This window comes from Flavobacterium sp. (assembly GCF_043778725.1).
Lineage (GTDB): Bacteria > Bacteroidota > Bacteroidia > Flavobacteriales > Flavobacteriaceae > Flavobacterium.
The window spans coordinates 34,421-60,288 of sequence record NZ_JAYWFT010000153.1; the positions used below are offsets into that span (position 1 = coordinate 34,421).

Below are 25,868 nucleotides of genomic sequence, written 5' to 3' on the forward strand. Positions count from 1 at the left end.
GATTTAAGAATTACTAATATTTGAAAAATCTCCAACTTCGAGAACTTCTCCGGGTTTTAAATCATTTAAATAGATATTTCCAACACGAATTCTTACTAATCTTAAAGTAGGAAATCCAACCGCAGATGTCATTTTTCGTACTTGTCGAAATTTGCCTTCATTAATTGTGATGGATAACCATGAAGTTGGTCCGTGACGTTCATCACGAATTTTTTTGGCACGATCTGGAAAGTTTGGAACTTCTGGCAAAATTCGAGCTTCGCATTTTTTGGTTAAATACTTCTTTCCGTTAAAGCCAATTAAAACGCCATTTTTCAATGCTTCGATTGCTTCTTGAGTTACAATTCCATCCACTTGAACGTAATATTCTTTTTCTACTTTTTTACTGCGAACAATTTCGCTCATCATTCCGTCGGTTGTAAGCAAAAGCAAACCTTCTGAATCTTCATCTAATCGACCAATTGCCATTGTATTCTCTGGAAAATTATATAATTCTCCGAGTAGTTTTTTAGGACGTTTCAGCTCGTAAATAAACTGCGATAAATAACCGTAAGGTTTAAAAATTAGGAAATGTTGGTGTTGTGACATGAAATCTATTTGTGGCAAAAATACTATTTAATCTGATAAACAACTATTACATTTTTTAGTACATTTACATTCTTATACTTTTATTTTTATGACAGCTGTTTTACCTTTTTTATTAGTCTTTATTATCGCCTTAGCCATTGGACTTTTCCTTGGCAAACAATTATTCTCTGCCAATTCTAAATCGGAAAAAGCATCGTTAGAAGAGAAATCTAATGGCTTGTTATCACAAATCAATCAGTTGAAAGAACAATTTCAAAACGAAAGAAATCAATTTGAAAAACAAATTCTATCTGATAAAATAGATTTTGAAAAGCAACTTGCGTCTTCCAATCTTGAAAAAGAAACCATTCGATCCGAAAAAGAATCGTTAGCTATACAATTATCTAAAAAAGAAACCGATTTTGAAAATCTTTGGGAACGAAACAAAGAGCAGAAGCAAGAAGTGGAGCAATTGCAAGAGAAGTTTACTAAAGAATTTGAAAATTTAGCCAACAAAATATTAGACGAAAAAACATCGAAATTTACGGAACAAAATAAGGAAAATCTAAAAAATATTCTTTCGCCATTGCAAGATAAAATTCAGCTATTTGAAAAGAAAGTAGAAGATACACATAAAGAAAGCATCGATTATCATGCGGCTTTACGTCAGCAAATAGTAGGCTTGCGCGAAATGAATGCTCAAATGAGTAAGGAAACTTTGAATTTAACCAAAGCATTAAAAGGCGATAGTAAAATGCAAGGAAATTGGGGTGAATTGATATTGGAACGTGTTTTAGAAAAATCGGGATTAGAGAAAGACAGAGAGTATTTTGTGCAACAAAGTTTTGTTACCGAAGACGGAAATCGTGTTTTTCCAGATGTAATTATCAATTTACCTGATGGAAAGAAAATGATTGTCGATTCTAAAGTGACTTTAACCGCTTATGAACGTTACATCAATGAAGAAGACGACAGTTTAAAAGCGCAACATTTAAAAGAGCATGTAATTTCAATAAACCGTCACGTCGAACAATTGGGCAGCAAAAATTACCATGATTTGTATCAAATGGAAAGTCCAGATTTTGTATTGCTTTTCATTCCAATCGAATCGGCATTTGCTTTAGCATTAAATGAAGACACGAGTTTATACAACAAAGCATTTGAAAAAAACATTGTCATCGTTACACCTTCTACTCTATTGGCAACATTGCGTACAATTGATAGCATGTGGACGAATCAAAAGCAGCAAGAAAATGCTTTAGAAATTGCACGACAAGCTGGAGCTTTATATGATAAATTTGAAGGTTTTGTTTCTGATTTAATAAAAATTGGTAAGAAAATTGATGAGAGTAAAGTAGAATATTCTGGAGCGATGAACAAGCTTGTAGAAGGAAAAGGGAACCTAATTACTAGCGTTGAAAAATTAAAAAAAATGGGTGCAAAAGCTAAAAAATCACTTCCAGAAAACATTATAAACAGAGCAATAAGTTCCGATAATTCATTAACCGAAAACGAATAAATTATGTTACGAAAAATTATTTTATATTTTGTATTGGCACTTGTAATAATCTCGACTGCCTATTTTTCATTTGTGTATTATGCAACTTACAGCGAAGGATATCGCTCTGGTGAATTAATAAAAATCAGTAATAAAGGTGTATTTTTTAAAACTTGGGAAGGCGAATTGAGCCAAGGAATTTCTGGTGCTCAAATTTTTAAATTTTCTGTCATGGATAGCGATGAAAAAGTAATTCAGCAAATGAAAGATTTGCAAGGAGAATATGTAAAAGTTACTTATGTAGAACGTTACAGAACTTTTCCGTGGTGGGGTGAAACAAACTATTACATTTCGGAAGTAGTAAAAGAGGATTCACCGTTTAAAGTAAAATAAATGGAACCAATTTTTAAAACTATAAAATCCTCAAAAATTACAATTTCTGAGTTGATGTTGCCATCGCACACTAATTTTTCTGGTAAAATTCACGGTGGCTACATTTTATCATTATTAGATCAAATCGCATTTGCTTGCGCAAGTAAATTTTCGGGAAATTATTGTGTTACGGCATCTGTAGATACTGTAGATTTTTTAAATCCAATAGAAGTTGGCGAACTTGTTACCATGAAAGCCAGTGTAAATTATGTTGGAACTAGTTCGATGATTGTGGGAATAAGAGTAGAATCTGAAAATATTCAAACAGGAAAAGTAAAACATTGCAATTCTTCTTATTTTACTATGGTTGCCAAAGATGAATATGGAAAAAACATAAAAGTTCCGGGTTTAATACTTTCAAGTTATGAAGAAATTCGCCGTTTTTGTAATTGTATAAAACAAATTGCGCTAAAAAAAGAACGAAATCTACACGAAGAGATTTTCGACTACAAAACAGATGAAGCATTGTCAGCATTGAAAAACTACAATGTAAAACTCGAAATGAATTAAGACAGTTATTGCGAAAAAAAAAAAATTATGCACAAATTGATAAGTTAATTCAATAAAAATTAGGAAGTTGTCATTTTTTTCATATTTTTGAATTGAACAAACAAAACTTATGAAAAAATATTACGCACTAGCATTTTCGTTATTTTTATTTACGACAATTATAATTTCTTGCACAAAAAATGATGATGAAGAATATGTTCCAGTATCACCAGTTGTAGTAGATTTAACTCAAGTTCCCTATCAAAAATTATCTGATTATCATTTTTTTGAAGGCGAAATAAAAAATCTTGTCCCTTCCTTAAATGTTCTTCCTTATGAGCCTGCAAGTAGTCTTTTTACAGATTATGCCTTGAAAAAAAGATTTTTATGGATGCCAGTAGGTAGTATTGCTACTTACACTGCTGATAATAAAATTTTAAATTTTCCTACAGGAACGGTATTAATAAAAACTTTTTATTACAATACAATTCAACCTAACAATACAACGAAGTTAATAGAAACTCGTTTAATGATTTTAAAATCTGATGGTTGGAAATTTTATGAATATTTATGGAATGATGATCAAACGGATGCTATTTTAGTAAATGGTGTAGATTTTGAAAATGGAGGTTCGGTCAACCTTACGTTTAAAAAACCAAATAATGAAATAGTAACTATTGATTATAGAATTCCATCAGAACCAGAATGTTATGCTTGTCATAAAATTAATGAAGTACGAACTCCAATTGGGTTGAAGCCTCAAAATTTAAATTACAATTATAATTATGGTGATGGTGTAAAAAACCAATTATTAAAACTTAAAGAACAAGGTTATCTTCAAAGTTTTCCATCATCAATAGCATCAACTGTAGATTATCACGACACTTCTAAATCTTTAGAATTAAGAGCAAGATCTTATGTAGATGCAAATTGTGCTCATTGTCATCAAAATCAAGGAAGGTGTGATTATCGAGCATTAAGATTTAGTTTTGGATCAACATTAGATCCAGCAATGATGGGTGTTTGTGTAACTGCAGACGAAATAATAAGTCCTACATTACAGAAATTAGTAAGTCCGGGAAATTCTAGTAAATCTGTTCTTGTTTATAGAATTAGTACCAATGATGAAAGTGAAAGAATGCCTTTACTGGGTAGAACAATAATTCACGATGAAGGAGTAGCGCTAATGGAACAATGGATTAATTCATTAAATCCATCATGCAATTAAAAATAAAACAACTAACCAAAACCAAATAAACAAACAAATGAAAAAAACATTATATTTTATCATTGCTTTTTTTAGTTTTACGATATCCTTTGCACAAGGAACTTGTGATACTGCTGTAACTATTGCCATAGGTTCGACAACTACAGCTCCGGCTTTTACTAATGAAACTGGAACAGCTCCAACACAACTTTGTGGATTAGCAAATGGAGTTGGAACTAAAGGAAAATGGTATAAATTTACCGCTACTCAAACCACTACTTTAATTCTATCCACATTATTAAGTCAGAATAATAATGCCGATACACGAGTAATTATATATTCTGGAAGTTGTACTGCACCAGTTTGTATTGGATCTAATGATGATTATAACGGTACATTATCATCACAAGTCTCATTTAGTGTAACAACTGGAACAGTTTACACAATAGCATTTGACAATAAATACAGTCAAGTAGCATTTGATTTTACATTATCAGTTGCTCCTCCACCAGCTCCAGATAGATTATCCTTTACATCAATTGCAGTTGCTGGTATAACTGGCGGATATAATAATTGTATTGTAGATATGAATGGTGATTATAAAGATGACATTGTATCTGCAATAAGTACAACGCAATTGGCAATAACCTATCAACAAGCCGGAGGAACTTTTAGCACCTCAACCTATACGGTTCCTAATACCGCAATTCTTCCTTCTTGGAGTATTGCTGCTGGCGATTATGACAATAACGGATTTAATGATTTACTTTATGGTTCTGGTAGTGGTGTAACTTTTCTAAAAGCAAATGCAACTGGTACTGGCTATACAACCGATAGAAAAACGCAATCCTATTTAGTACAAAGAACAAATTTTGTAGATATTAATAATGATGGAAAACTAGACGGATTTGCTTGTGACGATAATGCACCAAACAGATTTTACATGAATGATGGAACAAACATGAACCACAATCAAGGAGGATTAGGTGACTTTACTACAGGTGGTAATTATGCAACTAACTGGTTTGACTATGATAACGATGGTGATATTGATATGATTATTGCCAAATGTGGACAAGGTGGTTCTGGTGTAGGTGGCAATATTAATCAGATGTATAAAAACAATGGCAATGGAACTTATTCAAATGTTGCAGCAGCAGCTAATCTAGCAGATCCAGAACAAACATGGTCTTGTGCCGTTGGTGATTATAATAACGATGGATGGATGGATGTAATAGTAGGTGTAAATTCTACTGCAAATGGAAATACTAATGTAAAAAGAAATAATGGTGATGGAACATTTACAAGTGTAACCACAGGATCTGGATATGAAACAATAACTGACACAGGAAGAGAATATGTGGCAGAAGATTTTGATAATGATGGTTATCTTGATGTTTTAGGAGCTGGAAATACTATTATGTTTGGAAATGGAAATTTTCATTTTACACCTAATCCAAATTCTTACGCTATTTCAACAGTTGATAGACCAATTGGAGATTTAAATAACGATGGATTTATAGATATTCAAAACGGAAATAATGTATTGTTTAATAATGGAAATTCTAATCATTGGATAAAAATTAATTTACAAGGTGTTCAAAGTAATAGAAACGGAATTGGTGCACGAGTAGAACTATATGGTCCATGGGGTTTACAAATTAGAGATGTACAAAGCGGAACAGGATTTCAAAATATGAGTTCAATAACGGCACATTTTGGTATTGGAACTGCAACAACAATAACAACTGCAATAATTAGATGGCCATCTGGAGTTGTTGATGTTATTAATAATCCATTAATAAATCAATCTCTTTTAGTACTTGAAGGTTCTTCGCCATTGAGTAATAATACATTTACAACATCAGAGTTTAGTTTATATCCTATTCCTGCTAATGATGTTTTGAATATTACAACCGCTAATTTAAAAATGATTTCTGGAAAAATATATGATTTAAACGGAAAAACAGTTTTAAAATCTACAATAAATGATGCTTCAATAAATATTGAGTCTTTACAATCTGGAACATATATTCTTATGCTAACGGATGAAAATGGAAAAGTTCATGCTCAAAAGTTTATAAAAAAATAAATTAAAATTTTAATATATTTACAAAACTTCTGTTATATATAAAATATAGCAGAAGTTTTTTCTTTTTTTACTATATTTCACAAAATTATATTAGATGAAAATACTATCAAAATTAGCTGTTTTATTGGTTCTAACTTCAACATTAGCTACTGCACAAAAAAATATTGATCCAACACCAGAAGATATTATATTGGCAAAAAAAATAAGATCAACTTATGACAAAGATGATGTAGCCATTCTTGAAAGTACAGAAAACATAACTTTTGATTTAAACAAAAATGAATCTAAAGTAGTTGTTAATCATAGTTTGAAAGAACGATTAATGAATATTAATCACAGAGCTACTATTCAAAAATATGAGTTCTATGATAGCGAATCAAAAATTGAAACCTTCAATTTAAAATTTAGAAACGACAAGAATACCAACAATTACATAGCAGATGAGTTTTATAAAGACAAAGACTTATTTTATAACGATGCAAGAGTAAAATATATGTCGGTAAATTTTCCCATTCAAGGATATACATACAACTATGAACTTGAAAAAAAATATGAAGATGTAAAATATTTTACCGCACTTTATTTTAATGATGAATTTCCAGTTTTAAAGAAACAAATTGTGGTTACAGTACCAGAATGGCTTACAATAGAGTTAAAGGAATTTAATTTTGAAGGGAAAAATGTGACTAAATCACAAACCAAAGATTCTAAAAACAATAGTGTTTACACCTTTACAATAAATGATGTGCCTGCGCTTTACAAAGAAGAAGATTCGCCAGGAAGAAGTTATATTTATCCTCATATTTTATTAATAGCGAAATCATATTCATTAAAAGGAAAAGAAATTACTTTATTTAATTCATCAGCCGACTTGTATAAATGGTACAAATCTTTGGTAGATTTAATGAAAGACGATACAACGGTAATGAAGAGTAAAGTAACAGAATTAACAAGTACTGCCAAAACCGACGAAGAAAAAATAAAAAATATTTATTATTGGGTACAAGACAATATAAGATACATAGCATTTGAAGATGGCATTGCAGGATTTAAACCTGATGAATCCAATCATGTATTTGAAAATCGATATGGTGATTGTAAAGGAATGGCAAATCTTATTAAACAAATGCTAAAACTAGCAGGATTTGACGCTAGATTAACCTGGATTGGGACTAAACATATTGCTTATGACTATAAAACACCGTCATTAGCAGTAGATAATCACATGATTTGTACCTTAATTTATAAAGGGAAAAAATATTTTCTAGACGGAACTGAAAAATTTAACTCTTATGGAGAATATGCTGAGCGCATTCAAAACAAAGAAGTTATGATAGAGGATGGAGATAAATTTATAATAGACAAAGTTCCGATGGCATCTTATGAAGGTAACAAAGAAATTTTCAAGGCCAATTTATCAATAGACAATGAGAAACTTCAAGGCAGTTGTTCTAAAAGTTATTTGGGCGAGAGTCGTTCACAATTTTTATACATTTATAACAGTTTTAAGAGCGATAAAAAATCGGAAACACTTGAAAATTATTTATCGAAAAGTGATAAAAACACACATGTTACCGATGTAAAAACATCAGATTTAAAAAACAGAGATGCCAAGTTGGTTATAGATTACAATGTTTCTGTAGAAAATAAAGTTTCAAGTTTTGACAACGAAATGTATGTAGATCTAGAATACATGAACGAATTTAAAGGGTTTGAGCTTAAGGATAGAAAAACAGATTATGAATTTGATTATAAAAAAAATTATGAATCTAATGTTACACTAGCTATACCAACTGGTTATAAAGTAACCAAACTCCCATCTGATTTAATTGTGAAAGAAGCAAACTTTGACATAGCTATCACTTTTCAAAAAACGGATAAAGAAATTATTTATAAAAAATCATTTATTTTTAAAAATGCTGAAATAAAAGCCTCCGAAATGAGCAATTGGAATGCATTTATTAAAAATTTAATTGCAAATTACAACCAACAAATTACCTTTACAAAACAATAAAACTAAACAATGAAAAAAATATTTTTATACTTATTTATAGCAATTGGTAGCGTATCATTTTCTCAAGATAAAGCCAAAATTAAAGATTTATTTTGGGGAAAAACAGATCAATACAAAACGGCAACTACAATTCCTGAGAAGTGGAAAAATGAGTCGGCAGTAATTATTTACAAATATGAATTTTATGATTATCATAAGTTTGGCGCAAGCGTAACTTATTCTTCTGCTATTAGAAAAAGGATAAAACTACAAGATCAAGCTGCGGTCACAGAGTTTTCTGAGTTTTCATTTAAAGACAAGTTTTATTCTAATAAAGGCATGCGCTCATTGGGAAGAGGAACTAATGTTATTGGTATAAAAATTGTAAAACCTACTGGAAAAGAGATTGAAATAGATGTAGAAAAAAATGCAAAAGAAGTTGATAAAGAAAAGAAAATAGCTATTGCAAATTTAGAAATTGGTGATATTCTAGACTTTTATTATTATAGTGAAGAACCTTTTAAGTCAATATATGAATTTGGATTTGAACCAGAAGAATCGCCAATTGGTGATGTCTATCCAACAATGGATATGAAGTTGGCATTTGATACAGAAAATGATTTTTTCATAAATTTCAACACCTACAATGGTGCACCAGAATTGAAAGAAATTCCAACCAATAATAGTGGTGAAAGAAAGTATGAATTGAATGCTAAAGATATTGATAAAAACGAATTTCCGCGTTGGTTTTTACCGTTGGCAGAGTTGCCATGCTATAAATTTCAGGTATTTTTTGCTCGTTCAGGAAAATTTGAAAAACGAGCAGATGCATTTCTATCTGATAAAGAAAAGGAAATAAAAAAGACCGTTACCAAGGAAGACATCTTCAATTATTATGATGAAAAGTTTAAACCCAATGGCTCCTTAACTGTCATTAATGATTATCTAAAAGGTAAAACTTTTGCAAATGATGAAGAGAAAATTAGAGATGTATATTATTATACTCGACACATGTTTTTTACTCAATATATTGAAGCAATGATAATTACAGACGCAACAAAATATTATGCCTTAGGAAATTATGGAAATCCTATTTTCTTTAGAACAGAAGAATCTTTCATTAATTATTTTATGGAATATTTAAAGAAAAACAATTATGATTATGATATTATTGTAGGAACTCCAAGGTATAATGGAACAATTGAAGATTTGCTAATTCAAAAAAATGTAACCGTATTATTGAGGGTAAATACAAAAACACCATTATTTCTAGAATATTTTTCACCCTATACAAGTGCAGATCAATTTAATTATAACCTCGAAAACACTAAAGCTTACGCGCTACAGATTGCCAAAGGAAAACGAGTTGTAGATGCAATAAATGTCTCCTTACCTGCAAGTACAATGCAAGATAATGTTTCTAAAATTATTTCTACAGTTTCAGTATCTGAAGATTTTACAGGATTAAATATAAAAAAGGAATCTTCTTATTTTGGTCATTTAAAAGAAAGTGAACAAAGCGATAAACTATACTATTTTGATTATGCCTTTGAGGATTATAAAAAATATGGAACAAAATCTGTGATAGAATATGTAAAAAATAAAAAAGATAAAGAGCGTTATGGTAAAGAAATTGATGCTGTTGTAAACAAACTAAAAGACCAACAGAAAGAGGCTTTCAAGAAATCTACAGCTGATGAATATGACTTTGAAATTGACGATCATAAATTTGAAATAAAAAATACTGGCCGTTTTGGAAAAAAATCACCATTGGTATATCAAGAGGATTTTGCAGTTAAGAATAATTTAATTAAAAAAGCTGGAGAAAACTACTTGATAGAAATTGGAAAATTAATTACATCGCAAGTAGAAATTGATAAAAAAGAAAAAGAACGTAAAAACAATGTTTATATGGTTTATCCTAGAGCATTTGAAAATGAAATTAGAGTAGCTATTCCTGCTGGATATTCGGTTGCTGGACTAGATAAACTTAATAAAAAAGTAGAAAATGAAACTGGCGGATTTGTAAGTTCTGCTAGTATTGAAGGAACCAATTTGGTAATTAAAACCAATAAATATTATAAAAATTACTACGAACCAAATAGTAATTGGAACAAAATGATTCAGTTTTTAGATGCTGCATATCAATTTACACAAGAAAAAGTTTTATTAAAGAAAAACTAAAAACTACAAGAAACGCTCAATTAAAATTGGGCGTTTTTTTATAGAGAAACCTGTTCATAAAGATTTAATTTATCAATATGCAACAACGTTTTATTATTATCTTGACTACGAGTAAACATTGGTAAAAACTTTGCTCCATAAATTATTTCATCAAATGTATAAGACGATCTTTTCACTACACTTGTGCTGTACATATCGTCGAAAACCTTGATAAAAACAATAATTTCTCCAAGAGTATTTTTTATATCAGCTTCATTCAATTGGTACAATGGACTGTCCTCAGTAATGGGATGAACCAAAGTCCAACTTAAAGTAAGCGCATTTACTCGATCTAGTTCTAGGTCTAATGTATAAAATTTATTAACCATTTTTCCTTCTTCTTCAGTGTGAATACCCATTGTAATCTTGGCTTCGGCATCAGATAAATTAGTGTTTTTATGTGGTGACAAACGCATCATTAATGCAGTTGCACCTTGAAATGGTGCAATAAGAGCATTATCAGAAAAAACAATATGTGCTTTTGGTTTACTAAATCGTCCATAAAATAAACCTGTTGCAATTGCAAAACTCAACAATCCAAAAAGTGCCTCTACAGAAGCCACAAAACTAGTTAGAAAACCACTTGGGCTAATGTGACCGTATCCTACTGTTGTGTAAGTTTGGATACTAAAGAAAAAAGATTGACCAAATTTATCTAGCTTATTTATAGCATCAATCCCATTGAGATGTTCAACACCAATTAAATAATAAATACTAGCAAAAATAAAATTTATAAGAAAGTAAAAAGCAAAAATAATAAATAAAAATTTCCATCTTGGTAGGGTTAACATTGTATGGTACCAACTTATACCGTCAAAAAAACCTATTCCGGTTTTTCGCACATTAGCATTTCCAGATTTTGTAACAAATCTACCTCCATAACTTGAAGCATTTGTACCAAAACCAGTATTTTTAACGGTTTTAGCTTTAGTATTTATTTTCTTTAAAAACGCCATTTATTTATATTTAAGTGAGAATAAATTAGAAAAGTACCTTTAAAAAAAGGATTCAATTACAATTTAATTTTATTTAAAAAAGCAAGTCCAACATTATTAAACTCATCAGAAATTTTCAATTTATAATTTAAGTATGAATAAAAAATAGTAATCAAAATTGACTTCAAACCTATATTAACAATAGTATAAAACTGAAAATCCCAAAAGAAAAATAGAAAAAAACAAGCTACTAATATTCCCAATGAATAAACTGTTTTTAGTGTAAAAGGGAACAAATTCATCTTCTTTACAACATAAAAAAACTTGATTGTATTGTAAGTCGCGACGGTCAATAATGTAGCAAAAGCGGAACCTTCAATTCCATAAAGCGGAATAAAAATCATGTTGAGAACAATCATTAAAACTACCGTAAAAACACCAAATAAAAGTACAGTTCTATAATGCTTAGTATTGACAATAATAGAATTATTATTTCCCAAAAGTACATCATAAAACTTGGACAAACCAATCATAAAAACTACCCAAATACCACCACTGTAATCTTTTGGAATAAGATGGTACAGTTCTTTTATGTTCAAGAAGATTAGCATCATAATAAAACCACCAATTACTTGAAGATTTATAGAACTTTTCTTGTACAAATCGTTCAATTCGTCGTGTTTATTTTCTACCATTAGTTTAGCAGTTATTGGTGCAATAATTTGAGTCATAGCGCGACTAGGAACAGCAATTACAGTAGAAATAAATATAGCAACAGAATATAGAGCGTTCTGACTTACGTCTATATATTTAGCAATCATTACTTTATCAAAATCTATAAGCATTACCGCAACGCCACCAGAAACAATAATAAAAAAAGAATATTGAATTATTTCTTTCAAATTATCGGGAATCACTAGCCTTAGTATTGGTTTTCTAATGTTTATGGCATACAACATCATTGCTACAAACTGAGCAAAATAGACTATTACAAGACTGTAAATAAAAGTAGATTTGGTTATCCAATCTAAATGAACAGCGAACAGCAAAGCCATGATTATAAATCGGGCAAGAACTTCACTAATTATATTTCCTACAACTGATTGCATGTGTACTTTTACCCAGGCATAAAAAACTTCAAAATAGGCCATAAATAAACCTATTATTGGAATTAACCAAAAATAAGGTTCCAATTCGGGATTTTTAGATATCCAACCGTATGAAATTGAATCATAAAAAATATAAAAAATAGAAGCTATAGGAACAATTAAAACTAGTGGCATAAACAACATAAAGGTTAGAAATTCTTCTTTTCCTTTCTCTGTTTTATAATGCGAAAAAAAACGGATTAATGTGTTTTGAACTCCAAAAGCCATTATAGGCATTAAGATATTGGCTCCAGAAAGTACCGTTGTTACAATTCCGTAATGCTGTTTTTCTAGAAAATTGGTGTACAAAAACAGTGCATTAACAGCACCAATACCAAATCCGAAGAAGGTAATGATGGTATTTTTTATTGATTGCGATTGTACTATTCCCATTTTTTATTTGATGTTTACTATCAGAATTTAATTATTTGTTTAAATTAACTTTCCAAGAAAGATCTAGACTCAACGTATGCTCATATTTAAAATTTGAACCCGAATTAATTTGAAAAATTGTTGGTTTATATACTAATCCAACATAAAAATTATCGCTCAATTGATAATATCCATTTACCAAAAAACCAAAATTATATGTTTTTCTATCTATTTCCAGAATTGTTCTGTTAAATTCATTTTCAACATTTTCATTATAATACCTCCAATTATGTATTGCATATAAAATTCCATAACCGTATGTAAATCTATTTAAATTATAATTATCTGAAATGCTATAATTTACTGATTGATACCATTCACCTCCGCTATCGGAAACTGGAACGGGAATAGGAACAAAAAAATCGATTATGCCACTTGTATTAAAAGCTAGAAATTTATTTTTTTTATAAAAATAATCTAAACCACCCGAAATACCCAAAAAACCAGTGCTAGATTTATTAAAAGCAGCTGTTGAAGGAAAATAAAAATTATTTATCCATGGAATTGAGACAGTCAATTTGAATTTTCCCTTTTGGTCTTGATAATTTTTAGCTATCGCATAATGAACTTTTTTCTGAAATGACATTCTTTTGATAACTTTTGAAGTATCCTTAATGTCAATAAAAATCATCTTTCCATAATAAAATCTTTTTTCATTAGTTAAATCAATCAAATATGAAAATGGCGGATAAAAAAATAAATTTCCAATAATAAATTTTGGTGAAATTCTAGATTTTAAAATATGATTTTTAGAAACAGTGTCGTTTATAAAAACAATTGGTAAGTCATTTTTTGATCTTTTAACCGATACGGAAGCAGGAAGATTATAAATGCTATCGTAAATCTTTACTTTTGCATTTTCTGCATTAGATTGAATTTGAATTTGATAGTTTTTTTTCGAAAAAATAGTAGCGCATGATATTAATAATAAAGGAATCGCAATTAAAAAAAAATATTTTTTCATTAATTTTGATTGATTAAGTTAACCAACTTTTCTGTCAAACTCTTTCGAGAATATTGTTGCAATCCAACAGGATAAACTTGCAATTTCTTTACTAAATACAATTCGAAATAAGCTAAGATTGTTTTTTTTAATCGTTCTTTTTCGCTGTAAGTAAAGAAAACTCCTGTGTTAGTGGAAGTTATGATTTCGGCAAAATCAGAATCTTTTGGACCAATAGCAATTATAGGTCGTTCCGAAACCATGTATTCGAATAATTTTCCGGGAATAATGCTCTTGGTATCTTTAGAATCGATTTCTATTAATAGTAAAACTTGCGATGTTCTTTGGTGCTGAATGGCTTCAATATGGGACACATATCCAAGATTATCACAATATTTAAATAATTGAAAATCAACAATACTGTCTATAATTTCTTGACTAGTTTTACCAATTAATTTGAGTTGAAAACAATCGGCAAAAAAAGAATTTTCTGCAATCAATTCCTGCAAAACTTCCCACAATATCTTAGGATTTCTATCGGATAAAAACGAACCAATATGCGCCATCGTGAACTTTTCATCCAATGGTTGTTTGGTTATTTTTTCAACATCATAACCGTTGGTGATTACCGCAATGGGTTTGTTAGTGATTGCTTCAAATTCGGTTTTAGTAGTTTTGCTTGTTACAATAATTGTATCAGCAGTATTTAAAACTTCCTTTTCTAATTTCTTATGTTTTTTATCGGCATACGAAGACAATTTTAATGCTTTATGATACCCAATTGTTGTCCATGGATCACGAAAATCGGCAAACCATTTTATAGTCAACTCTTGTTTTAATTTTAGACCAATTAAATGCAATGAATGTGGCGGACCAGAGGTTACAATAGTATCAATATTGTTCTCTTGAATGTACTTTTTTAAATAAGTTACCGATGGATTTACCCAATAAACTCGTGCATCTGGAATGAATAAATTTCCTCTAATCCAAAGAAGTATTTTTTCTATGAACGATTGTTTTTTAGCATTTGGAATGATTCCGGAGCTAATTTTTTTGGTTTTATTTTTAGAAAAAAAACCTGCTAATTGATAAGGTTCAAAGATTTTATTTTTTAAAATCACAGCTTTATCAGAAACCTCATTAACCAAACCTTCATCAACAATAGGATAAGTAGGATTTTCTGGAATATAAACTATTGGTTGAACTCCAAACTCGGGCAAATACTTGACAAACTTTAACCAACGTTGTACTCCTGGTCCGCCAGCTGGAGGCCAATAGTAGGTAATTATTAGAAGTTTTTTTTGATTCAAGGTTTGAATTTAAATGGTAAATATACTGATGGTTTATTCTTGAGTCTTAACTTTCTTTCTTTCAAAATAAACGCCACCAACTAACAATAATAACATTCCGATAGAGCTTACTAATGCAATTGTACTTCCTGTTTTTACAACTTGTGGTTCAAATTTGAATTCAATTTTATGATTTCCTGCAGGAACATACAGTGCTCTTAAAGCATAATCAACTTTAAAATGATCGGTTGCTTTTCCGTCAATGTAGGCATTCCATCCACTTTTATAATACATTTCTGAGAAAACAGCTAAGCCTTCGTTTTTATTGTTAGAAACATATTTTAAATCATTGGGTTTGTAACTTGTCATTGAAATTGTTGCCGTTGAATCTTTAATAAATTTTTGTAAACCAATAACTTTAGTAAAAGGCTCTGTTTGAAAAATAGCTGCATTTTTAGTATCTAATTTATCTAAACCTTTCATTTCTTCGTCGGCAGAATTTACTTTTTTCAATTCTTTAACAAACCATGCGTTTCCGTTAGCATCAGGATTGTTGGTTGGAAACTCCTCGCCTTTATCGTTAGTTTGAATGATGTATTTAACATTCAACATATCAATTACTTCTTTATTATTTTTTGCAATTTGATAATCAAACAATTCTTGCATTGCTCTTGGTTTTACAGCACTGTAACCTCCAATTGATTTATGAAAGTAAGAAGCTCTTGCGCTTGATAAATTGCCATCCACTTCCAGAACTCTATAATTAGTAGTGTCTTTAAGAATTTGAATATCCGATTGGCTTGCTTCAAACGGAACGTCTACCTCTCTTGCGCTCACAAAACTTTTACTACTCACATAATTTTTATCTACAAAAAACAAATCGGAAACCATAAAAAGTCCAACTAAAACAATAGCTGTTGTTTGGGCTAACTTATTTTTGGTATATAAATAAAGTACTAAACTAGCAATTGCGATAAAAAATCCAGAACGCAATAAATCAGCTGCATACAAACTTTTTCTATCTTCTTTCAACGCATCAATAAAGCCAACTCCAAACGATTTATCTTGACTTTGACTGAACATTTCTCTCATTTGTCCGTCCATTGCTCCCACAAAGTCAAACGAATTTTTACATAAGAATAGTAAAACTATCAAGCCTAAAGTTGTTGCTGCAGCTTTCCATAAACTATTCAATTGTTTTTCTTTATTGGTTGTAAAAAACGAATGAAAGCCCATAATTGCAACTACTGGAACACACAATTCCAAAATAACTTGAATAGAAGATACTGCTCTAAACTTGTCATACATTGGAACATAATCGATAATTAAATCGGTAAGAACAGAAAAATTTTTTCCCCAAGAAAGAACTAATGAAACAATGGCGCCAACAAGAAAAACATATTTTATTTTTCGTTTGTCGTGGTACATTCCAAGTACAAACAAGAAGAAAACTATTGCACCAATGTATGCCGGAGCAGCAACACTTGGTTGTTCACCCCAATAAGTTCTGGCATAATATGATGTAAATTGTTTAGCCTCAGCTTCTGAAGCGCCATATTTAATCATGAAATCATAAACAGATGAATCTTCGTTTAGCTCTTCTGCGCTTCCACCACCAAAAAGTCTTGGAGCAATTAGATTTAAACTTTCTAAAACGCCATAGCTGTATTCGTTTATATATTCTTTATCTAAAACCGAGTTACTTGTTTTCTTAGTTCCATCTGGTTTAAGTTGCAATTCGCTTTTCCCTCTTGTACTAAAATCTGCATATTCTTTGGTTGCCAATAAACTTGTTGCATTGGCTCCAACTGCAAGAATTATTGCTCCAACAAAAGTTCCCATCACTTTTAGTAGCGCATTATAGTCTTTACTTTTTATAAATTTATACGAATAATAAACGCCCAATGATACGAGTACAATCAACAAATAATAAGTCATTTGAAAGTGATTGGCATTAATTTCTAGAGCTACGGCTAACATCGTAATCAAACCTCCAAGAACATAGCGTTTCCTGAAAACCAAAATTACTCCTGCGATAACCATTGGCATGTAAGCAATTGCATGAGCTTTGGCATTGTGACCTACGCCAAGAATAATGATTAGATAGGTAGAAAAACCAAAGGCTAAAGCTCCGAAAAATGCTTTTAATGGATCTATTTTTAAAACCAAAAGCAAGGCATAAAAACCAAGAAAATAAAGAAATAAATAATCGGCAGGACGAGGTAAAAATCGTAAAGCATCGTCTAAATGTCCAATAAAATCATTTGGATATTTTGCACCCAATTGATAGGTTGGCATTCCTCCAAAAGCAGAATTGGTCCAGTATGGCTCGGCATGTTCAGTACTTCTAAAATCATTTTGCTCTTTGGCCATTGCAGTATATTGCACAATATCCGATTGACTGATTTTTTTTCCTTGTAAAACCGGATAAAAATAAATTATTGCAATAAAAACAAAACCTAGAATGGCTAATAAATGAGGATATAACTTTTGAACCTGCTTCATAATATGACTTTAAATATTAGATTTTAACTGGTGTAAAATCTTTAAACAATTTTGATTTTTGGATAATTTTTGATTTCAAAAAAACTAATCAACTTCTTCATAGTCGATGTATTCACCCACTTTTTTGGTCTCGCGAGGTTTATCGCTTTTGGATGTTTTAGAATAATTATCTTGATTTTGATTATTTTGCTGTGCTTGTTGTTGAAATTGTTCAGTTGCTTTTTCGACTACTTTTTTTGCGATAACAGGTAAAAATAGACGTGCTAAAAATTTTAAAGCATAAATAATAAAAAAAATCCAAAATAACGTTTTTACTAAACCTTGTAAACTTGCTTCTTGCATAACATTAAATATTTTGTCAAAAATACTAAATTACCACATTCAAAATTAGGAATACGTCTTAAATAAATAATAAAATATAGTACATTTGGATTTCCAAAAATATAGAATTCTTAATATCATAATTATGAAATTAAAACTTTTAGTTCTTTTTACCTTCTTTTTTGCTTTCGAAAACAATTATGCACAACATACCGATGTGATTAATTCTAATCGACCAGGCGAATCTATGTCGGCATTTGCAGTAGGAAAAACGGTGATTCAAGTTGAAAGCGGTGTAAGTTATTTAAGTGAAAAACACAATTTGCTTAATTATAAAGCAACTGGGCTAGGTTTAGATTTCAACACACGATATGGCTTTTTTAGAGAACAATTGGAAGCTATTTTGGAAATAAACTATCAAAACGACAATTATACATCTGAGGAATTATCGATAAACAGAAAAGGCATTAAAGCATCAACATTAGGATTAAAATATTTGGTTTATGATCCTTTTAAAAATTATGAAGAAGAAGTAAATGTTTACAGCTGGAAAGCCAACCATAAATTTAAATGGCATCAATTAATTCCAGCAATTGCAGTTTATGCTGGTGCAAATTTAAATTTTAGCTCCAATCCTTTTTTGTACGGTAAAGAAGAAATTAGTAGAGTTAGCCCAAAAGGAATGCTGATTACTCAAAATATTTTTCCCGGAGCTTGGGTTTTTGTAACAAATATTTTTGTAGATAAAATAGGTACAAACAATCAATCTATTGGTTATGTAGCCACACTAACTAAGGGATTTAACGATCAATGGTCGGCATATCTAGAAAATAAAGCTATTGATGGCGATTATTATGCCGATGGAATTTTCTCTACAGGAGTTGCTTATTTATTTAATAGTAATATGCAAGTTGATGCTTATGTTAGTAAAAACTACAAAGATACGCCAGCATTACTATTTGGTGGAATTGGTTTTTCTTGGCGATCAGACACTAATTATAAAGACGTAATGATTAGAGCTCCAAAAAAGGACAAAAAGAAAGATAAAAGTAAGAAAGGTAAAGAAAAAGAGAAAGCTAAAAAACGTCTAGACGAAGTTCAAGTAGAAAAACCATAGTCAAAAAATAAAATGATTACAATTATAGAAGCCAATTCTAAAGCGCTATTAAAAGAATACGTAAAGTTTTCGTTTACGTTATATAAGAACCATCCTTATTGGGTTCCACCATTAATAAATGACGAATTAGAGACTTTTGACAAAACTAAAAATCCTGCTTTTGAAAGTGCAGAAGCCTATTTTTATTTGGCCTACAAAGACAATAAAATTGTAGGACGAATTGCTGCAATAATTAATTGGGACGAAGTAAATAAACAAGAAAAAAAGAAAGTTCGCTTTGGTTGGTGGGATGTTATTGATGATGTAGAAGTAACTAAAGCATTGCTTGAAAAAGTATATGAATTAGGCAAAAAAAACAATTTAGAACACATTGAAGGTCCAATGGGATTTTCAAATCTTGATAAAGTTGGTGTCCTTACAGAAGGTTTTGACGAAATTGGATCTATGATAACTTGGTACAATTATCCTTATTATAAAGAACATTTGGAGCAATTGGGCTATGTGAAAGAAAAAGAATATCTAGAGAATAAATTTCCTTTTAAAAATGTAAAACCTGAAACTTTTTTTAAAGCACAAGAGCTAATAAAAAAAAGATACCAACTTACACCTTTAACGTTTACAAAGACAAAAGATATAATGCCTTATGTAGATAAAATGTTTGATTTATTCAATGCATCTTATGCAAGTTTATCCTCATTTGTTGCCATAACAAATACACAAAAAGAATATTTTAAGAAGAAATACATTAGTTTTATCAACCCTGAATATATTTTATTTGTTGAGGATAAGGATAAAAATTTGGTAGCTTTTAGTATTGTAATGCCATCATTTGCAGAAGCATTGCAGAAAGCAAAAGGAAAATTATTCCCATTTGGAATTTACCACATGTTACAAGCAAGAAAAAATAGTAAAGATGTTCTTTTTTATCTAATTGGTGTGGCGCCAGAATATCAAAATAAAGGTGTTCATGCTATAATTTTTAATGAATATTATAACACTTTCACGGCTAAAGGAATTCAAAATTGCATAAGAACACCTGAACTTGAAGATAATATTGCCATTCATCAATTATGGAAACATTTTGACCCTGAAACTTTTAGGAGACGAAGAACTTATTTGAAAAAAATCTAAAAAAGCATATTTTATAAAAAATCCATCATTAGTAATTCTAATTGATGGATTTTTAAAAAAAATTTTATTTACATGGAATTTCGTTTAAAACCATATTTGCTGTGAAATTTAGTTTCTTTTTATCTTTGAAAATCATTTTTCCTTCCTTCTCTTCGCTTTCACCATAACCTTCTATAAGTGATTTATTTTTTCTTAAAAAAGCGACTTCTCTAATTGATTTTTTTCCTTCAGACATAAAAGCATAATCAGCAATTAAAGTATCTCCAACAATTTTACCTGTAATTGTTCCACTATTTTTATCTTTTTCGAAAATTTTATAGATTAAATCACCACTTACCGTTTGCGATTGCACTAACAAATTAGCCTGAATAGTGTCTTTTCCTTGCACATATTCATAACATTCTTTGGTTGCAACTTCTTGTACTTGTGTACTTGGAGTATTATCAACTTTCGTTTCTGCTTTTTTACAAGAAAAAAATAACGAACAAAAAACTACCATTACTAAAATTTTCTTTTTCATAACTTTCTATTTTTTAGAATTATAAATATACAAAAAAAAATCCACTCAATTTTTTGAATGGATTTTTGAATTATAAAATTTTATTTTGAATTATGCGTCTAAGTCCACCTTAGTTGCATCGGCAATTTTTTTGTAAGTTCCGTTTACTAGTTTTTCACGAATTGCTTCAAAAGCAGTTAATGTTTCATCAATATCGCTCAATGTGTGCGTTGTTGTAGGAATCATTCTTAACAAAATAATACCTTTAGGAATTACTGGATAAATTACAATAGACAAGAAAATACCGTAGTTTTCTCTTAAATCGTTCACCATTACCATTGCTTCGGGAACACTACCTTCAAGATATACTGGTGTAACACAAGTATTTGTATCACCAATATTAAAATTTCTGTCACGTAAACCTGTTTGAAGTGCATTTACATTCTCCCAAAGTTTATCTTTTAATTCTGGATGATTACGCAATAATTCCAATCGTTTTAATGCACCAATCGTTTGAATCATTGGCAACGATTTAGCAAACATTTGCGAACGCAAATTGTATTTTAAATAATCAATAATATCTTTATCAGCTGCAATAAAAGCACCAATACTAGCCATTGATTTGGCGAAAGTCGAGAAATAAACATCTATTCCGTCTTGACAATCTTGCTCTTCTCCTGCTCCGGCACCAGTTTTTCCTAGTGTACCAAAACCGTGAGCATCATCAACTAATAATCGGAAATTGTATTTCTTTTTCATTTCTACAATTTCTTTCAACTTTCCTTGTTGACCGCGCATTCCAAAAACACCTTCTGTAATAAAAAGAATTCCACCACCAGTTTCTGTAGCTAATTTTGTAGCACGTTGAAGATTTTTCTCCATACTTTCCAAGTCGTTATGACGGTAAGTAAAACGTTTTCCCATGTGCAAACGAACGCCGTCAATAATACATGCATGTGCATCTACATCATAAACAATTACGTCATTTTTAGTCACTAAAGCATCAATTGTAGATAAAATTCCTTGGTAACCAAAGTTCAATAAATAAGCAGATTCTTTCATCACAAAAGCTGCCAATTCATTTTCTAATTGTTCGTGAGCATCAGTGTGACCACTCATCATTCGTGCTCCCATTGGGTAAGCTGCACCATATTGAATTGCTGCATCAGCATCGGCTTTACGAACTTCTGGATGATTTGCTAGACCTAAATAATCATTCAAACTCCAGTTTAAAATATCTTTTCCTTGAAATTTCATTCTTGGACCTAATTCTCCTTCTAGTTTTGGAAAAACAAAATAGCCTTCTGCTTGAGAAGCCCATTTTCCTAATGGTCCTTTATTGTTTTGTATTCTTTCAAATAAATCTTTTACCATGATAAATAAGTTGTTTAAAAACGATGCAAAAGTAGTGATTATTTTTTTTGTTTTTACAACTATTTTCTACTACATTATTCAATTTGTATAAAACAAAAAAAGCAGCTCGTTAAAGCTGCTTTTTCTCACATTTAATTTGACCAATTCACTCTTTACTGTTTTTATAAAAGACCCCAAATCAATTTATAAACTTAGAAAAAATCTAAGAAGAAGTATTTGTAAAGAGAAATTATCAACTGCATTTGTCATAAATAGAATTAAAAGGTGTGGCTTTTTATTGATGCTTTCGCAAAAAAATATATTCTATGAAATAACAAAAATCTAACCTAACTACTTACCACAAAGATAAAGTGTCTTTTAGTATTGTAAGTACGTAGTTTTACGTGTTTTTTAAAAAAATGATCTAAGAATTAAGTAAACTTTTTAATAGTTTCAAACAATAACTCTTTAGAAACTGGTTTAGACAAATAATAATTCATCCCTATCTCTTCAACCCTTAACTTGGTTGCCTCCATTACATCGGCAGTGATTGCAATAACAGGTATATCCTTATCATTTATACCCGAATTCCCTTTTCTAATTTCTATTGTTGCTTCATAACCGTCCATAACAGGCATTTGCAAATCCATTAATACAACATCATACTTAATATTTTGCATAAGTGCTAATCCTAGTTGACCATTTTCGGCAAAATCAACTTCTGTATTTAACCATTTTTTAGTAATCATTTTTAAAACCATTTGATTCATCGTGTTGTCTTCAACCACTAAAATTCGCTTTCCTAGTAAGTCGTAATCTAATGTAATAGGTTCGGTTTTATTGTTAATTTCAACTTTACCAACATGTATTTCAACTACACAAACCGTTCCTTCATTGACTTTACTTTGCATGTCTATTGAACCTTTATGTAAATTTACCAATGCTTTCACAATGTATAATCCTAAACCTAAACCACCATATTTGCGTTTATTATTTATGGTTTGTTGAGAAAATGAATCGAAAATACTATTCATTTTTTCTTTTGCAATTCCTTCTCCAGTATCTGAAATTTCAAAAGTTAAAGAAACTATATCATCAATAATTTTTGATCCAACTTTAAATTCTATAGTTCCATTTTCTGTAAATTTTATAGCATTATACAACAAATTCATAACTATTTGTCTAATTCTATTTACATCACCTTTCATCATTTTAGGCAAGTCTGATGCTTGTACATATTGAAAATCTAAATCTTTTGTCTTGGCCTTTATTGTAATATTAGTTTTTATTTCTTCAAATAACTTATGTGCATCAAATTCTATTTCGTCTAAAGTTATTTCGTCTTTTTCAATCTTAGAAAAATCAAGAATATCATTTACCGAACTTAATAATCCTGTTGAAGAACTTTTTATTATTTGGCATTTTTCTTGAATAGACTTGCTATCGGTTTCGCCATCAATTGAATCAATAAAATTCATTATCGTGTTTAGTGGAGTTCGCAATTCATGACTAATATTAGAAAGAAAGTACGACTTCATTTCACTCATTTCTTCCGCTTTTTGTAAGGCAATTGCTTGCAAATTTTCTCTATCTTGCTTAAGATTCCTAATTAAACTTGCCATAGATAGTGACAGGAAAATCACCTCAAATCCTGTTCCAAGTTTTGAACTATTTTCTGTAATAAAATTATCTGGAAGCACACTAAAATTCTTTAAAATAAATATTACAAAACCTGTAACTAAAGAAATTACACCCAAAGTAAAAAATTGATAAATTTGTTTAGTTTTTATATAAGTAACTAATAATGAAGATATTATTAAAATAAGCAAGAATAATCCAAGTGCATTCATAGCTGGATAACAAAATTTATACCAGTGAGGCGCAAGTAAAATTACAGTAAATAAAATTCCAAAAAAAGCATACAATACATTAAAACAGATATACAAATTACTACTTAATTTCTTCACATTAAGATAGGTTTGAGCATATTTACCCAGAAAAAAACCGGAAACAACTGCAAATATCAATACAGATTTATCAGAAAACCAACCTGCTCCAGGCGTAATAAATTGATAAAAATAACCATCTAAAGAAAATTGTAATAATCCAATAAAAACAACATATAAACTATAGTACAAAAACACTTTTTCTTTCATTGCAAAAAAGAAAAAAAAGTACAAAATAGATGCCACTGAAAGAATCCCATAGAAGAAACCAAAAACAATTTGCTCAAAAGAAGTTTTAGAAACCAAACTCTCAGCATTTGTTAACAAAATAGGAGCATTAATTACTTCTCCATCACTTTTTAAATGAACATAATAATCTGAAGTAGAATTTGGTAGTAAATAAATAGTAAAAATTGTCTTTCTATGCTTAAAACTTCTACTCTTAAAAGGAATTTCATCACCACTTAGCTGTAAATCAACTACTTTATTATTTACAACTTTATATAAATCAGCTATATCAACAACTGGTCTTGAAGATTCTAAATAAAACTTTAGATCACTATCTGTAGTGTTTTTAATGGCAAAATGCAACCAATAATTATCATCAGTAAAACCTAAATCTGTGTTCTCATTTGGTAGCAAACTAAACTTATTAGATGGAATAGTAAGAACTTGTTTTATAGATAACTGCTTTTGTTTTACATTAATTATTGAAGTAAATTTGTGTAAAGAAGTTGAAGTTATTGCTGAATTCTCATTGATTACAAATTGCGAATGACAGGTAACTGTGCAAAATAGTAAAAGTACTACTAGGCATACTAAAGTAGATTTTTTTAATTTCATGTAAGTTAGGTTATATAAATTGTTTGGGAAAAACAATTACGAAAAAAAACAACCTTTGGTTTTATGAAATATACATTTACTTAAAAACTACAATTAAAGTAAAAACCACCAACTACAAATAAGCCAAATAATAATAAAACCAATAAACTTCATTCAAATTATCCTATAAATCTTTTTTAATCAAAAAATGATAGCCCAACCAAACTATAAATAAAATGACAAATATAAATGGAAAAAAAAGTCTCCTATTTTTTTAAATTTAATGTAAATTTACGAAAAACTACGCAACCAAATTGAGACTTAATACTCTTTTAGATCAAATAAAATTATGAAACTCGTCTTTGCATCCAATAACAAAAATAAAATTAAAGAAATTCAGCTTTTAGTTCCTGCAACAATTCAAATAGTTAGCTTAGAAGACATTGGCTGTACAGTAGATATTCCAGAAACCGCAGATACTATTGAAGGAAATGCTATTTTGAAAGCTAATTATGTAACTCAAAATTATGGTTTAAACTGTTTTGCCGACGACTCAGGATTGGAAGTAGCAGCATTAAATGGCGATCCAGGAGTTTATTCGGCTAGATATGCTGGACAACCCAAGAATGATGATAACAATATGAACAAATTGTTATTAAATTTAAAAGACAAAACCAACAGAGCTGCCAATTTTAAAACCGTAATTTGTTTAAATATAAATGGTGAACAACATCTTTTTACAGGAATCATAAACGGAAAAATCATCGAAGAAAAAATAGGTAGTAATGGCTTTGGCTACGATCCTATTTTTGTTGCAGAAGGTTATACCAAAACCTTTGCAGAGCTAGCTATAGAAGAAAAATCTACAATAAGCCATCGCGGAATTGCAGTGAAACAGTTGGTAAATTTTTTAGAATAAAAGCTTC

20 protein-coding genes are annotated in these 25,868 nt (G+C 29.9%); 10 read left to right on the top strand and 10 right to left on the bottom strand.

Annotated elements, in window-relative coordinates:
- Nucleotides 1-3: 3 nt before the first annotated feature.
- Nucleotides 4-588 carry a pseudouridine synthase gene (locus ACH2CG_RS14265; RefSeq protein ID WP_395066354.1) on the bottom strand — a complete coding sequence of 195 codons (585 nt, stop codon included), beginning with the start codon at nucleotides 586-588 and terminating at the stop codon, nucleotides 4-6.
- A gap of 88 nt (nucleotides 589-676) precedes the next feature.
- Here ACH2CG_RS14265 and rmuC point away from each other — a divergent pair, with 88 nt between their 5' ends.
- From rmuC to ACH2CG_RS14300, 7 genes are all read left to right on the top strand, one after another.
- Nucleotides 677-2,086: a DNA recombination protein RmuC gene (gene rmuC, locus ACH2CG_RS14270; protein WP_395066355.1), complete on the top strand. Its 1,410-nt coding sequence runs from the start codon at nucleotides 677-679 to the stop codon at nucleotides 2,084-2,086.
- Between the two features lie 3 nt (nucleotides 2,087-2,089).
- The gene (locus ACH2CG_RS14275) at nucleotides 2,090-2,458 is read left to right on the top strand and encodes a 6-phosphogluconate dehydrogenase (protein WP_395066357.1); all 369 of its coding nucleotides are present in this window, start codon (nucleotides 2,090-2,092) and stop codon (nucleotides 2,456-2,458) included.
- Complete coding sequence (locus tag ACH2CG_RS14280; RefSeq protein WP_395066358.1) at nucleotides 2,459-3,007, top strand: acyl-CoA thioesterase; 549 nt, start codon at nucleotides 2,459-2,461, stop codon at nucleotides 3,005-3,007. It abuts the gene before it with no gap.
- A 109-nt stretch (nucleotides 3,008-3,116) separates the two neighbouring features.
- A complete protein-coding gene (locus ACH2CG_RS14285; protein ID WP_395066360.1) occupies nucleotides 3,117-4,214 on the top strand; it encodes a hypothetical protein in 1,098 nt (365 codons plus the stop codon).
- A 37-nt stretch (nucleotides 4,215-4,251) separates the two neighbouring features.
- Nucleotides 4,252-6,285: an FG-GAP-like repeat-containing protein gene (locus ACH2CG_RS14290; protein ID WP_395066362.1), complete on the top strand. Its 2,034-nt coding sequence runs from the start codon at nucleotides 4,252-4,254 to the stop codon at nucleotides 6,283-6,285.
- A gap of 94 nt (nucleotides 6,286-6,379) precedes the next feature.
- Nucleotides 6,380-8,299, top strand: coding sequence for a transglutaminase family protein (locus ACH2CG_RS14295; protein WP_395066364.1), 1,920 nt, complete (start codon nucleotides 6,380-6,382; stop codon nucleotides 8,297-8,299).
- A 9-nt stretch (nucleotides 8,300-8,308) separates the two neighbouring features.
- A complete protein-coding gene (locus ACH2CG_RS14300) occupies nucleotides 8,309-10,462 on the top strand; it encodes a hypothetical protein (protein WP_395066366.1) in 2,154 nt (717 codons plus the stop codon).
- 38 nt (nucleotides 10,463-10,500) lie between these two features.
- Here the strand turns inward: ACH2CG_RS14300 and ACH2CG_RS14305 are convergent, their stop codons facing one another.
- The 6 genes from ACH2CG_RS14305 to ACH2CG_RS14330 form a co-directional block, all read right to left on the bottom strand.
- A complete protein-coding gene (locus ACH2CG_RS14305; protein ID WP_395066368.1) occupies nucleotides 10,501-11,457 on the bottom strand; it encodes an ion channel in 957 nt (318 codons plus the stop codon).
- 56 nt (nucleotides 11,458-11,513) lie between these two features.
- On the bottom strand, nucleotides 11,514-12,977 hold the full coding sequence (locus tag ACH2CG_RS14310; protein WP_395066370.1) for an oligosaccharide flippase family protein: 1,464 nt from the start codon (nucleotides 12,975-12,977) through the stop codon (nucleotides 11,514-11,516).
- A 31-nt stretch (nucleotides 12,978-13,008) separates the two neighbouring features.
- Entirely contained in the window at nucleotides 13,009-13,980 is a 972-nt protein-coding gene (locus ACH2CG_RS14315) for a hypothetical protein (RefSeq protein ID WP_395066372.1), read from the bottom strand.
- Nucleotides 13,980-15,269 carry a glycosyltransferase family 4 protein gene (locus tag ACH2CG_RS14320; protein WP_395066373.1) on the bottom strand — a complete coding sequence of 430 codons (1,290 nt, stop codon included), beginning with the start codon at nucleotides 15,267-15,269 and terminating at the stop codon, nucleotides 13,980-13,982. Before ACH2CG_RS14320 ends, ACH2CG_RS14315 begins: the two co-directional genes overlap by 1 nt.
- A gap of 33 nt (nucleotides 15,270-15,302) precedes the next feature.
- On the bottom strand, nucleotides 15,303-17,753 hold the full coding sequence (locus tag ACH2CG_RS14325) for a YfhO family protein (RefSeq protein ID WP_395066375.1): 2,451 nt from the start codon (nucleotides 17,751-17,753) through the stop codon (nucleotides 15,303-15,305).
- Between the two features lie 84 nt (nucleotides 17,754-17,837).
- Nucleotides 17,838-18,095 carry a DUF4834 domain-containing protein gene (locus ACH2CG_RS14330; protein WP_395066377.1) on the bottom strand — a complete coding sequence of 86 codons (258 nt, stop codon included), beginning with the start codon at nucleotides 18,093-18,095 and terminating at the stop codon, nucleotides 17,838-17,840.
- Between the two features lie 124 nt (nucleotides 18,096-18,219).
- Here ACH2CG_RS14330 and ACH2CG_RS14335 point away from each other — a divergent pair, with 124 nt between their 5' ends.
- Both ACH2CG_RS14335 and ACH2CG_RS14340 read left to right on the top strand, forming a co-directional pair.
- The gene (locus tag ACH2CG_RS14335; RefSeq protein ID WP_395066379.1) at nucleotides 18,220-19,191 is read left to right on the top strand and encodes a transporter; all 972 of its coding nucleotides are present in this window, start codon (nucleotides 18,220-18,222) and stop codon (nucleotides 19,189-19,191) included.
- A 12-nt stretch (nucleotides 19,192-19,203) separates the two neighbouring features.
- The gene (locus tag ACH2CG_RS14340) at nucleotides 19,204-20,322 is read left to right on the top strand and encodes a GTP cyclohydrolase (protein WP_395066381.1); all 1,119 of its coding nucleotides are present in this window, start codon (nucleotides 19,204-19,206) and stop codon (nucleotides 20,320-20,322) included.
- 64 nt (nucleotides 20,323-20,386) lie between these two features.
- Here the strand turns inward: ACH2CG_RS14340 and ACH2CG_RS14345 are convergent, their stop codons facing one another.
- The 3 genes from ACH2CG_RS14345 to ACH2CG_RS14355 form a co-directional block, all read right to left on the bottom strand.
- Entirely contained in the window at nucleotides 20,387-20,842 is a 456-nt protein-coding gene (locus tag ACH2CG_RS14345) for a hypothetical protein (RefSeq protein WP_395066383.1), read from the bottom strand.
- A gap of 90 nt (nucleotides 20,843-20,932) precedes the next feature.
- Nucleotides 20,933-22,195, bottom strand: coding sequence for an aminotransferase class I/II-fold pyridoxal phosphate-dependent enzyme (locus tag ACH2CG_RS14350; protein ID WP_395066385.1), 1,263 nt, complete (start codon nucleotides 22,193-22,195; stop codon nucleotides 20,933-20,935).
- A gap of 410 nt (nucleotides 22,196-22,605) precedes the next feature.
- On the bottom strand, nucleotides 22,606-24,963 hold the full coding sequence (locus tag ACH2CG_RS14355) for a 7TM diverse intracellular signaling domain-containing protein (RefSeq protein WP_395066387.1): 2,358 nt from the start codon (nucleotides 24,961-24,963) through the stop codon (nucleotides 22,606-22,608).
- 328 nt (nucleotides 24,964-25,291) lie between these two features.
- Between ACH2CG_RS14355 and ACH2CG_RS14360 the strand changes: the two genes are divergently transcribed.
- Entirely contained in the window at nucleotides 25,292-25,861 is a 570-nt protein-coding gene (locus tag ACH2CG_RS14360; protein WP_395066389.1) for a non-canonical purine NTP diphosphatase, read from the top strand.
- Nucleotides 25,862-25,868: the final 7 nt, after the last annotated feature.